This window comes from Niveispirillum sp. SYP-B3756 (assembly GCF_009495745.1).
GTDB lineage: Bacteria > Pseudomonadota > Alphaproteobacteria > Azospirillales > Azospirillaceae > Niveispirillum.
In genome coordinates, this window is the sequence record NZ_WIDQ01000003.1 from 422,109 (window position 1) to 435,376 (window position 13,268).

Annotated in this window: 6 protein-coding genes; all 6 read right to left on the reverse strand. The window is 61.8% G+C overall.

Annotated features, from left to right (window positions below; translation table 11 throughout):
* Positions 1-119: 119 nt before the first annotated feature.
* Positions 120-2,198 carry a methyl-accepting chemotaxis protein gene (locus GE253_RS08970; protein ID WP_348770802.1) on the reverse strand — a complete coding sequence of 693 codons (2,079 nt, stop codon included), beginning with the start codon at positions 2,196-2,198 and terminating at the stop codon, positions 120-122.
* A gap of 130 nt (positions 2,199-2,328) precedes the next feature.
* A complete protein-coding gene (locus GE253_RS08975; RefSeq protein ID WP_211101402.1) occupies positions 2,329-4,734 on the reverse strand; it encodes a hypothetical protein in 2,406 nt (801 codons plus the stop codon).
* Positions 4,735-4,808: 74 nt separating this feature from the next.
* A complete protein-coding gene (locus tag GE253_RS08980) occupies positions 4,809-6,731 on the reverse strand; it encodes an alpha-L-fucosidase (protein ID WP_153203779.1) in 1,923 nt (640 codons plus the stop codon).
* A 172-nt stretch (positions 6,732-6,903) separates the two neighbouring features.
* On the reverse strand, positions 6,904-9,243 hold the full coding sequence (locus tag GE253_RS08985; RefSeq protein ID WP_153203780.1) for a GH92 family glycosyl hydrolase: 2,340 nt from the start codon (positions 9,241-9,243) through the stop codon (positions 6,904-6,906).
* The gene (locus GE253_RS08990) at positions 9,243-10,679 is read right to left on the reverse strand and encodes a glycoside hydrolase family 125 protein (protein WP_153203781.1); all 1,437 of its coding nucleotides are present in this window, start codon (positions 10,677-10,679) and stop codon (positions 9,243-9,245) included. Before GE253_RS08990 ends, GE253_RS08985 begins: the two co-directional genes overlap by 1 nt.
* Entirely contained in the window at positions 10,676-13,267 is a 2,592-nt protein-coding gene (locus GE253_RS08995) for a glycoside hydrolase family 3 C-terminal domain-containing protein (protein WP_153203782.1), read from the reverse strand. The genes GE253_RS08990 and GE253_RS08995 overlap by 4 nt, the downstream gene beginning before the upstream one ends.
* Between the last annotated feature and the right edge of the window lies 1 nt (position 13,268).

A 13,268-nucleotide genomic window follows, 5' to 3' on the forward strand; every position in this document is an offset into this window, starting at 1 on the left:
TCCCTGCCCCTCCCGGCTTCCACCCCCTGTGGGGCCGGGATATTCCACACAAAATTAAACCCCTTCAGCCCGACCGGGCTGAAGGGGTCTTTTTTTGGGAAAGGATATTCGCAGGCTGGTCAGGTGCGGATGCTGGACACGAAGCGCTGCACTTCCTGACGCAGTTGGGTTGCCTGCTGGGACAGGTTATCGGATGCCGTCCGGGCATGGGCCGCCATGGCGCCGGTTTCATTAGCAGCCCGCGTCACCTCCTGAATCGTGGCCGTAACCTCCTGGGTACCGGCTGCCGCCTCCTGCACATTGCGGCTGATTTCCTGGGTTGCCGCCCCCTGCTCTTCCGCCGCTGCGGCGATCGTCGTCACAGTTTCACTGATCGAGACGATGGTGTGACCGATGGACTGGATGGCGGTGACGGCATTGCCGCTCACCGCCTGCATCCGGCTGATCTGTCCGGCAATTTCCTCCGTGGCGCGCGCCGTCTGGGCGGCCAGGTTCTTCACCTCCGACGCCACCACGGCAAAGCCCTTACCGGCCTCCCCCGCCCGCGCCGCCTCAATCGTCGCGTTCAGCGCCAGCAGATTGGTCTGGGCAGCGATTTCCTGAATCAGATTCACCACGTCCCCGATCCGCTGTGCTGCATCCGCCAACCCGGCCACCGTGTCATTGGTCTTCTCCACCTCTGTCACCGCATCCCCCGCCTTGCGGCTGGATTCGGCCAGACGCTGGTTGATCTCCGTGATGGAGCGGGCCAGTTCTTCCGCCGCAGCAGCCACCGTCTGCACATTGGCACTGGCAATGTCGGCGGCATTGGCCACGGCGTTGGCCTGAGATGTTGTCTGGCTGGCGATGGCGGACAAAGCTTCGGAATCATGGCGGATACGGTCTGACTGCTCGGCCACCGCACCAACCACGCCGCCGACACTGCTTTCAAAATTATCCGCCAGCCGGTTCAGCTCCTGCTTCTGGCGACGGGCAGCCTGTTCCTCATCCTGACGGCGCTGTTCTTCCATCTGCGCCACACGACCAGCATTATCCTTGAATAATTGCAACGCCTTATTGATGGCCCCGATCTCATCAGCGCGATCCTGATCGCCCACTTGAACGGAATAATTGCCACTGGTCAGCGCCTGTACTATGGCAATGATCCGCTGCAACGGAGCGCCAACGATCTGACGCGTAGACACCCAAAGTGCCAGTAGCAGCAACACAGTCAATAAGGTGGCACCCATCAGAATGAAGTTACGCACTTCAACTTTCGGTCTTTCCACCTGGTTCAATGGCAAATTTACCAGAACAGACCAAGGAGTGATCGTATTTCCAATATTCACCGGGATGAACAGTTGCTGAACTTGTGTATTTAAACTCTTGGAAACGGAGAATTGTTGATAATCCCTGCCTTCACGAATGGCGGGTAACGCGTTTTTCAGCCGGTCATTTGTATCACCAATGGGCTTTCCCAGGTGATCCTTGTTGGCATAGCCAACCCAAAGCCCTCCATTGGAGATGAGGGAGACCGTGCCGGTGGTGAAAGGTTTAACACCCTTCAGGCTTTCCCAAATATCGTCAGTGGCAAGATCGATACCAGCATTTCCGATGAATTTACCATTTTCAATAATGGGAACCACCAATGTCATCATTAATACTGACTTGCCGGCGACCGTATAAACATAGGGCTCGACCGCCACTTCCTTCAGACTACGCTTGGAGAGTTGATAGTAATTCCCGTCCGGACCCGGATCGTCATAGCCGACCAGGGTTTCCAATATCGGCTTTCCACCGCCACGGTTCCAATAGGGAACAAAACGACCTGCCGCATCACTACCTGGAGCATTGACAGCATCGGTATCCTTACCGCCGAACGCATCTGGTTCCATACCGACCCAGACAGCCAGCACATTCGGGGTGGCTTCCAGCAAGTCTTTCAGCCAGTTATTGACCTCCTGACGTCCCATGCCGCTTTTTTTCATGCTGATCATGGTCGTCGCCATGAATCGACTGATATCCATGGCGTCATTTAGCTGCCGTTCCACCTGCGCGGCGTTATACCGGCCGATCTTCTCTCCCACCTCGAATGACAGCTTGTCGGTGTGCTCCCCGCTGCTCTCCGTAATAGCGAAGATTGCCGCTCCCAAGCCGATGATCAGAACACCGCTGATAGCCAGCAACAGCTTGGTAACCAAAGAAAAACGCTTTAACACCACATCCCCCCGTTTGGAAATTTCCCAACAGGATAATCTTAAGGGAACATGGATAAAGTTAAAAAAATGTCCATAAGGTTATGCGGAGCCATTGGCTGAACGACGCTACCCCAGGAGATAGTTTCCTTGATTAATTATAATTATTACTGATAACAGGAAGCAACCATACTTCTGCTATCTGTTTTCCACGCCCACTCCCCCCCAGTCCGACCGGTCGGAACCACTGTAAAACCAAGTTTCCATCATGGATTGCTTCCTGTGGAAGCTTATACTCTACCATTGCCGGATTTGCTGGACGTGAAAATGATTGTTGAATTTCAATATTTTTATTCGCCATCAGCTGGATGGGCAAATGATAGTCCTCCCCGGCGTAAGTCACCCGCAGCCGGTAGCTTTGGCCGGGATCAAGACCGCGATAATGCAGGGTCAGGGGGCTGTCATACAGTGTCTCGCCATAGGTGACCCAGGAAAGACGCCAGTCCGGACCTGGTATGACATCGGCGATGGAATGGATGGCGGTCTGGAAGAATTGCGGATCGCGCGCCATGCCGGGGCCGCGTACCAGATGTGGCGACCGGGTCGGATCGCCCAGATCATCATAGAGCGCGCCAGGCACCGGCTGTTCCCAATTCACAAGGGCGGCAAGTTGCTGCAACCTTGCTGCCTCATCGGGCAAGATGGCGATCATCCCGAACTGCTTTTCCAGCCAGCGACGATTGTTGAGCGACGTGTCGATACGATCCAGATTGGCCCCCCGCTCCCAATTCGACGCCCCATAGAGCCGAACACTGAGCTGCAGACCAACATGGTGATAAAGCCGCCCGGCAAGCTGAAACACCTGCGCGCGCAGGGCCATGGTCTGCTCATCATCCACGGTCGCAAGCACGGCGCGGGCGTCGGCCACGGCGGCATGGCTGCCCAGTTGGGGGGCTCGGCGCAAAACACTCGTCGCTTGCGCCTCCCGCGCCGCTTCCGCAATGGCTCGCCGGCGGGCATAGGCGTCATAATGAGCACGGTAAAGCAGGCTTTCCCAGCGCCAATTACCCGGTGCTACCCCTTGGTCCAGCGCCAGAAAACCCTGCAGGGTGGCGCCGATACCCGTATTCTGACGGACCGGCCCGCGCCAATTACGCTCCAGATTCAAGATCAGGGCGGCGGCACGGTCGGCATGGGTCTGGGCGATGGCGGGGCCGAGGAAGTAGCGGGCGTAATCACGCAGAATCTCTGCCGGATCGGTGGCAGCAGACCAGCCCCATTGCGACCACAGCATCTTGTTCACATCATCCGTCACCCCTTCGGAATAGGTGACAAAGCCGGTGAAAAGCGGCTGAAAATGCCGGTAAATCACACCCATATCCCCCGGCCTTGGGCTGATCGGCTCCCGCCCTTCCAGCAGGGCGAAGGCCGGATCCCAATCCGCCACCGGGAACTGCGCGTGCAATGTATGGCCGATATCCGGATAGGCCTGGATCGGATAGCGAGCGGGGATACGCGCCCGCTGTACCGCCATCGGGTCACGTGATTGCGGGCCGATGAAGATGCCCGTCAGCCAGGCCGGCTGGCGGTCCAACTGATGGTAAAACGCCTCATAGCCGGCCTGATCGAACCCCTGGGTCGATACCCACAGTTCCGCGTTCGGATGATGGCGGTGCAGGCGCGCCGCAAGCTTTTCCAGCAGCGGGAACAAATGGTCCGGCGGGGTATGGCCCGGATCGCCACCGGGCACATAGAGCGCATGGATGGCGGGGAAGCGCTGGATCAGCGCCTCGAAATCCGCCAGCTCTGCCGCCACCTGCGCCGGGTCGCCATAATCAGCGCGGATGACCGGGTAATACAGATCGAAATCCAGCCCATATTTCGCCAGGATGCCGGCAATGCCGATGATGGTTTCATCCGCCGGGGCGGAGAAGAGCGGGCTTGCCTTCTCATCATCGGAAATCGGGGCAATCACCTGGATGGCGTTGCTGCCAAAGACCGCCAGATCGCGGATTTCCTGTTCGAACTGCGCCAGGGTCCAGGCATCATAGGTGTTGTTCTTGAAGCGATAGCCGATCTGGTGGCTGCGCAGCGTCTTTTCCGGTGTTGCCGTGACATTCAAGGGGGCCGCCAGAACCGCCCGCCCCTTCTCCATCGCCAGCGACCGCAGCAGATGGCCGATGCCATAGAGCACGCCGCGCGCATCATGCCCAGCAATGGCGATCAGGGGGCGGCCCTGATAGGTGAAGGTGCGCAGCGTGTAGCCCTCGCGGCCCCATCCCACCGGTGCTGTCCAGGCCGAACGCAGGTCAGCCGGCAACAGGGCGCCCATCTGCGTTCCCTGCCCCACCACCACCAGCGGCCCCGCCTCTGCTGCCCTCTGTTCCCAGGCAATGCCGGTGCGCTTGGCCACCTCTTCCAGCAGCAGTGTCACCGCTGCCTGTTCCGGCCCGCTGGCAGGTGCGGCAACCAGGGTGGCGTGCGTCAGGTCCAGGCTTTGCGCCTTGGCCGGCAGAAGCGGGGAAAGGCAGAGCAGGGCGATCAGCAGCAGGAGACGCATGGTGGGCAACGTCCAGAAGAAGCATAAGAAAAAGGCGCGGAAGTCTCCCTCCGCGCCTTCACGATCAAGCCGCCTTAGGAGCGCGGCGTGAACCCACCGATCCCGGCAATGGCCAGCCGAGGCATCGCCAACGCCGTTTCCGCGAAGCTGAGCCGCAGGAAGCGGGCCTTGCGCGGGGCATCGAACGGAATGCGCTGGGTGGCCAGCGCATAGGCGATGTTGGAGAACTCCCCCTTCCCGCCCGCCTGCCAGGACTTGCCATCCAGGCTGGTTTCGGCGACATAGCCCTTGGGTGGGGCGGCACCGGTCATCACCTGACGCGACGGCGTCAGGCTGAAGCCGGCCAGATTGGTCTCCGCCCCCAGATCAACGGTGACGCTGGCGGGCTTGCCCGGCGGCGGTGCATCCATGATCCAGATGGTCTGGGCATCATTATCCAGCAGTTTTTCCGCCTTCGGGGCCGTCGCCTCCACCACCTTCCACGTGGTCACGTCCAGTACGGTCGGGTCGGTGGAAACGATGGGCGGCACCGACACCGGAGCGACGGCACGGAACAGGGCGAACTCGGTAATCGCCGGGCACACCGGTGCCTCAACAATGCGCAGCCGCACCTTGGTCGGGGTGATCGGTGCCTTCAGGCGAACGACGCGCTGCTGGGAGATGCATTCATGCTCCGCCAGCACCTGCCATTTGCCATCAATCTCCGCATCCAGGGCAAAGCGGGTGACGCGCACGCCCAGCGGCAGATATTCGGCAATGCGGATCAGATCGAACGTGTTGCCGGGCTTCAGTTCCAGCGTCAGCGCCGGCTTGGTCGCATCGTCGGGCGTGGACCAATAGGTTTCCCGGTCGCCATCCAGCACCAGCGAAGGCTCGAACCCCGGTCCCCGGCTGTGGCTGGCATAGGCGACTGCCCCTTGCGCCAGATCCTGGGCAAAGGTGGCGCGCATGGCATCGCCGAAGGATTTCAGGATCTTCACATCCTGATCGGGGATGCGGCCGCGCCGATCCGGCGGCAGGTTCAGGTTCAGGTTGGTGCCACGGGCAATGCTCTCGTCAAACAGCTTCACCAGCCGTTCCGGGCTCTTGACCTTGGAATCCTCATCCGCGTGATAGAACCAGCCGGGACGGATGGAAACATTGGTTTCCGTCGGCCACCAGAGTTCACCGCCGCGCACGCCGGAATTGCCTTCCACCTGATCATAGGGCTTGTTGGGCATGGTCGGCCAGCATGGGTCGCCGGCCACCCCATCCTCGTTCCCCACCCAGCGGATATCGGCACCCAGCGGATCGAAGGTGCAGGCGTTGGGCTGCAGCTTGTGCACCAGGGCCACAATGTCGGGCCAGTTATAATATTTCGGCGCATCGATCTTGCGGGCTTCCCGCGCGCCGCCGTAATAGCCGTCGCCGCCATTAGCCCCGTCGAACCAGACCTCGAACAGGTCGCCATATTGGGTGCAGAGTTCGGTCAGCGTGGCGCGGAAATATTCCACATAGGCCGGGCGGCCATAGTCGGCATGGTTACGGTCCCACGGGGACAGGTAGATGCCGAACAGCATCCCTGCCCGCTTACAGGCATCGGCAAATTCGCGGACGATATCGCCCTGGCCGTTCTTGTAGGGGCTGTTGCGGATGCAATGTTCGGTCAGCTTGGTCGGCCAGAGGCAGAAACCATCATGATGCTTGGCCGTCAGCAGAATACCGCGCAACCCACCCGCCTTGGCCGCGCCGACGATCTGGTCGGCGTCAAAATCGGTTGGGTTGAACAGCTTCACATCCTCATCCCCATACCCCCATTCCTTGTCGGTGAAGGTATTGATGGAGAAATGGATGAAGGCATAGCTGCCGATGCCGTGCCAGCGCCATTGCCGGGCGCTGGGCGTGGCGCCATAGGGCTTGGGCGCATTGGCGCGCGTGGCGGCCAGTGCCGACATGGCCGGAAGTGTGCTGGCGGCCAGGCTGGTGGCAAGCAAAGTACGCCGGGAAAAGGCGGTCATAATTGTTCTTCCTTCTCTTACCAGCGTCATTTGATCGTGGCCGATCCAATGCCGCTTCATGTTCCCTCAATCGCCGGGCGGGCGCTTGCGCGCCCTTGGCTTACGCGCCACGTGGCGCGGGCCGGCAGTCGCCGGCCGCCATGGGCATGGGCCGAAGCCCATGCCCATGGCCTCAGCTCTGGCTGGCGCTGCGCCCAAAGGAGGGCGGACGGTCGGCGATCTTGGCGCCGAAGGTACGGTTGGGTTCCTTGGACATGGTGAAACGCAGCGTACCGCCCTGCACCAGATCCTTATGCGCGATCCAGCTTTTGCTCCAGGGCTGGCCGTTCCATTCCACAGCGCTGATATAGGGCGTATCGGCGCTGTTGCCGGGGGCTTCCACCACCAGCGTGCGGCCATTGCCCACCTTCACCGCAGCACGTTCAAACAAGGGCGAGCCGAAGACATAGACGGCCTCCACCGGATCAACCGGATAGAAGCCCAACGCGGAGAAGACGAACCAAGCGCTCATCTGGCCGCAATCATCATTGCCGATAATGCCCTTGGGCGCGTTGTGATACATCTCCGCACACAGCCGCCGCACCATGGCCTGGGTCTTCCAGGGTGCGCCGACATAGGCATAGAGATAGGGCGCGTGCTGGTCTGGCTCGTTGCCATGGGCATACTGGCCGACCAGCCCGGCAATATCGGGCGGTGCGTTATCCGGCAGGGTGGAAGGCGCGTTGAACAGCGCGTCCAGCTTGGCCTCATAGGCTTGATCGCCGCCCATATGCTTGATCATGCCGTAAATATCATGCTGGTTCAGGAAGGTGGCCTGCCAGCCATTGGCCTCCGTATAATCCCGCCACCAGGGCTTGGGCATATGGCCCAACTGGATGGGATCATAGGGTTCCCACCAGGAACCATCGGCAAAGCGCGGACGGGCGAAGCCGATGGTCGGGTCGATAATATTGGCCCAGTTGGCCGACCGGCGGGTCAGGCGCTGAGCATCCCCCGTCTCACCGATGGCGCGGGCAATCCTGGAACTGGCCCAATCATCATAGGCATATTCCTGGGTACGGCTGACGCTTTCAAACACCTTGTCCGCCGGCACGTAACCCAGCTTGTCATAAAGGTCGCGGCCAAGGCTGTTATCCTTGTCCGGTGCCTTGAAATCGAAGCTGCGACGGCGGATGGCGGGCCAAGCAGCGGCGTAATCCGCCTCAATCCCCTTGGCCTGTGCCTCGGCCAGCGGCACCACGCCGTGCCAGCCGATCATGGTGCCCGTTTCCTTGGCCTGCAACTGCCAGACCAGCGGCCCATAGGGTGACTGGGCCGATTGCCGGATCAGGTCGTCGACCAGTTGCTTGGTCTTTTCCGGTGCCAGCAGGGTGAACAGCGGATGCACGGCGCGATAGGTGTCCCACAGCGACCATGTGCTGTGCGCCGCCCCACCCACCGGCACATGATGCACCTTGCCATCCATGCCCAGATAGCGCCCGTCGGCGTCAGAGAACAGGGTTGGTGCCAGTTGTGCATGGTAAAGCGCCGTGGTCATGATGGTGCGCTGGTCTTCGCTGCCACCTTCCACCTGGATGGTGCCCAGCGTATCGGCCCACACACCCGCCGCCGCCCGGCGCACGGCATCGAAATCCCAGTGCGTCGCTTCTGCCTTCAGGTTGCCCAGAGCCCCTTCCCGATCCACCCCGGAAATACCGCAGCGGACCAGGATTGGCTCCCCGCCCGCTTCCTTGAACTGCACCAGCGCCTTCAGGCGACGCCCTTCCACCTTGGTGGAGCCAGCGGGCTGGGCAGCGTCATCATCGGCATAGAAACTCACGCGGTCGGGCGACCGGGAAAACTGCATGGCGAAATAGATGCGCCGCCCCTTGGCCCAGCGGTTCACCGTGCGGTGCCCCATCAGCGTGCCATCGGCGGCCAGTTCCATGCCCGCATCCTGGATCAGCGGCGGATGGTCGGTCTTGTCCAGGATCAGGTGGGACAGGTCGATCAGCAGATGACCGGGCCCTGTGGGGAACTGATAGCGGTGATAGCCGGTGCGCGCCGTCACCGTCAGTTCGGCGCGCACACCGCTTTCCAGCGTCACGGCATAGTAGCCGGGCTCCGCCACCTCATCCTTGAAGCGCTGGCGGTAGCCGGCATCCGGGTCGGCCATGGTGCCGGGGGTGAGTTGCACCTTGTCGCCGGCCGTTGGCACCACCAGCACATCCAGCATGTCGCCGATGCCGGTGCCCGACAGATGGGTGTGGGAGAAACCCAGGATGGACGTATCGGTGCGGTGATAGCCGGAACAGGTATCCCAGCGCTCCACATCCGTATCCGGCCCCAGTTGCACCATGCCAAACGGCAGGCTGGGGCCGGGATAGGTGTGCCCATCCCCGCCGGTGCCGATGAACAGGTTGGGGGCGGTGGCCGGCGTGGCAGCCCAGGCCCGCCCGCGCGGCAGACCCAGGCCCAGCATGGCCCCACCGAGCGCGCTGGAAATCAGAAGCTGGCGGCGGCTAATCCCCATCACAGCACCTCCTTCAGGATTTGCGGGCGAGTATCGGCCAGATGCACAATCATCTCCCCGAACAGCCCATTGGCCCAAGCGAACCAGTCGCGGGTGAATTTCGACGGATCATCATGATCCACCGCCTCATGCATGAAGCCGGTATCGGCATCACTGTCGCGCAGCATCTTCAGGCAGGTGCGGATGGTGGCATCGTCGTTGGAAGACAGCGCCCGCATGGTCAGCGACATGGGCCAGACCTGGCCTAAGCCGACATGCGGGCCACCGATGCCCTCCACCGCCTTACCCTTGGAGAAATAGGGGTTGTTCTCGCTCCAGCAGGCATCGCGGGTGCGCCGCCACAGCGGATCGGCATAATCGACACAGCCCAGATAGGCCAGCGACGACAGCGACGGCGTGTTGGCATCATCCATGAACAGGGCATTGCCGAACCCGTCCACCTCATAGGCCCAGACCTCGCTGCCATCCAGCAGGCGGGTCTTGCCGTACTGACGTATGGCGATCTCCACCTCATCCGCCAATGCCTTGGCATCATTGGCTAGGTTGGCGTCGCCCACCGCCTCGCTGGCGACCACCGCCAGTTCGCGCAGCGTGGTCACGGCAAAGAAATTGGCCGGGATGAAGAAAGGATAAACGCAAGAATCGTCCGATGGGCGGAAGCCGCAATGGATCATCCCCACCGGCCGCGACGGCGCACCATAACCATCCAGCATCAGGGTTTCGGTGGGGCGATTGCTGGCCCGCAGGAAGCGGTAAGGCCCCTTCCCATCCTTGCGCTGCTGTTCGCGGAAGGTGCGGATAACGGCCTTGGCGGCCTGCACCCAGGTGGCGTCATAGGGGCTCTTGTCCCCCATCTCCTTCCAATAGCCATAGGAGAGGCGCAGGAAATAGCAGAGGCTGTCGATCTCCCATTTCCGTTCGGCCACGCCGGGCTTCATTTCCGTCTGGTCCTGCAACGACCATTTCAGGTTGGTCGGGGCCGACGGGTCTTCCATGAAGGCATTGGCATAGGGATCGATCAGCACAGATCGGGCCTGCCGCCCGATCAGCCCCTGGAACAGGCGCTGCAACTCCTTATCCTGCCGCACCAGATGCAAATACGGCTTCACCTGCGCCGCAGAATCCCGCAGCCAGAGGCAAGGGATGTCACCGGTGATGACAAAGCTGTCCAGCTTGCCATCCACCATGCCCATTTTCACCGTGGTATCCAGGGTGTTGGGATAGCAGTTGGCAAACATCCAACGCAGCTTGGGATCCGCGATCTTGGCAGAGACGCGCTTGATCTCCGCCTCCACCGCCTCGCTGGTGAAATGGCGGTCACCCTTGGCGGGGCGATGGCTGGTGAAACCACCCTCCGTTCGGGCGAAGGCCGGGGTGGCCATCAGCGCGGCACCGGCAGCAACACCGGTGGTGATAAACGTGCGACGGTCGATCATTTCGGCAGCTCCCAGGCTTCGCCCTGCAGGGTGAACTCAGTCCAGACGCCGGGCGCGGTGCCCGGCTGGCCACCACCGATCCACAGCTTGTAGGTGCCCGGCTGCACCGTACGGGTGCCGTCGCGGGCGACAATGGACAGGCTGCGCGGATCAAGACTGAAGTTGATTTCCGCGTCCTTACCCGGCTTCAGGCTGGTGCGGGTAAAGGCAACCAACTCGCGCTGCAAGACAGGCGTGGTCATGGTCCGGGGGCCCTTAGCGGCGGGCGGAACCACATAGGCCTGCACCACTTCATCACCGGCCAGCTTGCCGCTGTTGCGCACGCGGGCGGTTACCTTGACATCGGACTTGATATCGACAGCCTTCGCCTTGATCCGGTCATAGCTGAAGCTGGTATAAGACAGGCCATGGCCGAAGCCATAGAGCGGCGTGCCGGAGAAGAAGCGATAAGTCCGCTCCTTCATGCCATAATCGACAAAGGCCGGCAGGTCGCTGGTCTTCTGATAGATTGTCACCGGCAGCCGGCCCGAGGGGTTGTTCAAACCCACCAGCGTTTCGGCAATGGCCGTGCCACCTTCTTCGCCCGGATACCAGGCGGCCAGCATGGCATCAGCCATGGCCGGATCAATGGTAACGGCACTACCGCTTGTCAGCACCACCACAACCGGCTTGCCCGTATCGCGCAGGGCCTGCAACAGCCGGCGCTGGATCAGCGGCAGTTCGATTTCCGTGCGGTCGCCGCCGACAAAGCCCGGCACCGTCACCTGCAGGGCCTCGCCCTCCAGATCGGCGGTCAGGCCGACCATGGCAACGATGACATCGGCATTCGCGGTCGCCGCCAGCGCCTGCTGAAAAAGGGGCTGATCGGGGGCCTGCCACATCATGCGCAGCCCCTCATCCTCCCCGTAATGGTCCAGCTCCAGCCGGAAATCGACCGGCTTGCCGTCGCTGGTATAGGGGATTTCCACCCGCTGCTTGCCCAGCAAACCTTGGTGTACCGGCTTGCCATCAATCCACAACCGCACCTCGTCATGGCGGGTGCAGTCCTTCCAGCAGGCGGGCATGTCGATGGCCAGCACATAGCGACCAGCGCCCGGCGGCACGAACTGGCCGGTCCAGCGGGCAGCAAACGACTTCGGGTCCAGTTGCGGCAGAGGGGATGTACGGGCAAAGTTGAAATCAACCCGACGATCCTGGCGCGTCGCCACCGGGTTGCCGGTGACGGTGGAGGTGGCGAAATATTCCGCCTTCAGGCCCGGCTTGCCATCCGCCGTGAAGGCAGTTTCCGGCATGGTGACGGCGGCACCATCCACCAACACGGAACCCTGGGCATAGGTCACATTCTGCGGACCGAACTGGTGGCGCAGGCCATCCAGCGGCGTCACCGGGTTCAGGGCCGCCCCCTTGTAACTGGCTTCCAGCACGCCCAAGTCGTCGGCATTCGGGCCGATCACAGCGATGCGCGTCCCCTGCTTCAACGGCAGGATGGCGTTATCGTTTTTCAGCAGCACGATGGCCTTGCGCGCCGCTTCCAGCGCCAGGGCGCGGTGTTCAGGCGTGTTCACCTGATCGGGCTTGATGCTGGCCCATTTGCTGCTGGCACCAAAGGCAGTGCCCAGCATGCGGCGGCCTTCCAGCGCGCGGGCCAGGGAAGTGTCGATCTCCGCTTCAGTGACCAGACCGCGCTTCACCGCCTCCGGCAGTGCCGCATAGGTATTGCCACAATTCAGGTCCGTCCCGCCCTTCAGGCTGGCGGCGGCGGCACCTACCGCATCCAGCCGGTAATGGTGGAACATATGGACATTGGCCACCGCATCACAGTCGGACACGGTAAAGCCCTTGAAGCCCCAATCTTTGCGCACCCGATCGACCATCAGCGACGGCAGGGCACAGACCGGCACGCCATGGATGGAGTTATAGGCGCACATTACCGACTGCGCATGCCCCTCCATAATGGTCTGGCGGAAGGCGGGCAGATATGTGGACTCCAGATCCTGCGGGCTGGGGTCCACATCAAAACTGTCGCGCCCGGCCTCCGGTCCGCTATGCACGGCAAGATGCTTCGGCGTGGCAATCACCTTGGGCTGGCTCGGGTCCGGGCCCTGCAGCCCCTTCACAAAAGCCACCCCAAGCGTGCCCGTCAGATGCGGGTCTTCGCCATAGGTTTCCTGCCCCCGACCCCAGCGCGGATCGCGGAAAATGTTGATATTGGGCGACCAGATGGTCAGCCCTTCAAAGATGCGGCGATCAGCGTTGGCGGGCTTGGTATTGAACTTGGCCCGCGTCTCGGTGGCGACCACATCACCGACCTTACCCAGCAGTTCCGCATCCCAGGTAGCCGCCAGACCGATGGCCTGCGGAAACACGGTGGCATAGCCGTTGCGGGCCAGACCATGCAGCCCCTCATTCCACCAGTCGAAGGCGGGAATGCCCACCTTCGGATTGGCGGGGGCCGTGTTCTGCAGTTGGGCGGCCTTTTCTTCCAGCGTCATCGTGGCGATGGCCTTGGCGACCGTATCATCCACGGGGGCGGCAACCGCGCTGGTGGACAGCGCGGTGGCGGCAAGCAGCAATAAACGACGGAACATG

Bases quoted from the DNA above. Each gene is read 5' to 3' on its own strand.
- GE253_RS08975 (WP_211101402.1), bottom strand. From the start codon at position 4,734: ATGCGTCTCCTGCTGCTGATCGCCCTGCTCTGCCTTTCCCCGCTTCTG.
- GE253_RS08980 (WP_153203779.1), bottom strand. From the start codon at position 6,731: ATGACCGCCTTTTCCCGGCGTACTTTGCTTGCCACCAGCCTGGCCGCC.
- GE253_RS08985 (WP_153203780.1), bottom strand. From the start codon at position 9,243: ATGGGGATTAGCCGCCGCCAGCTTCTGATTTCCAGCGCGCTCGGTGGG.
- GE253_RS08990 (WP_153203781.1), bottom strand. From the start codon at position 10,679: ATGATCGACCGTCGCACGTTTATCACCACCGGTGTTGCTGCCGGTGCC.
- GE253_RS08995 (WP_153203782.1), bottom strand. From the start codon at position 13,267: ATGTTCCGTCGTTTATTGCTGCTTGCCGCCACCGCGCTGTCCACCAGC.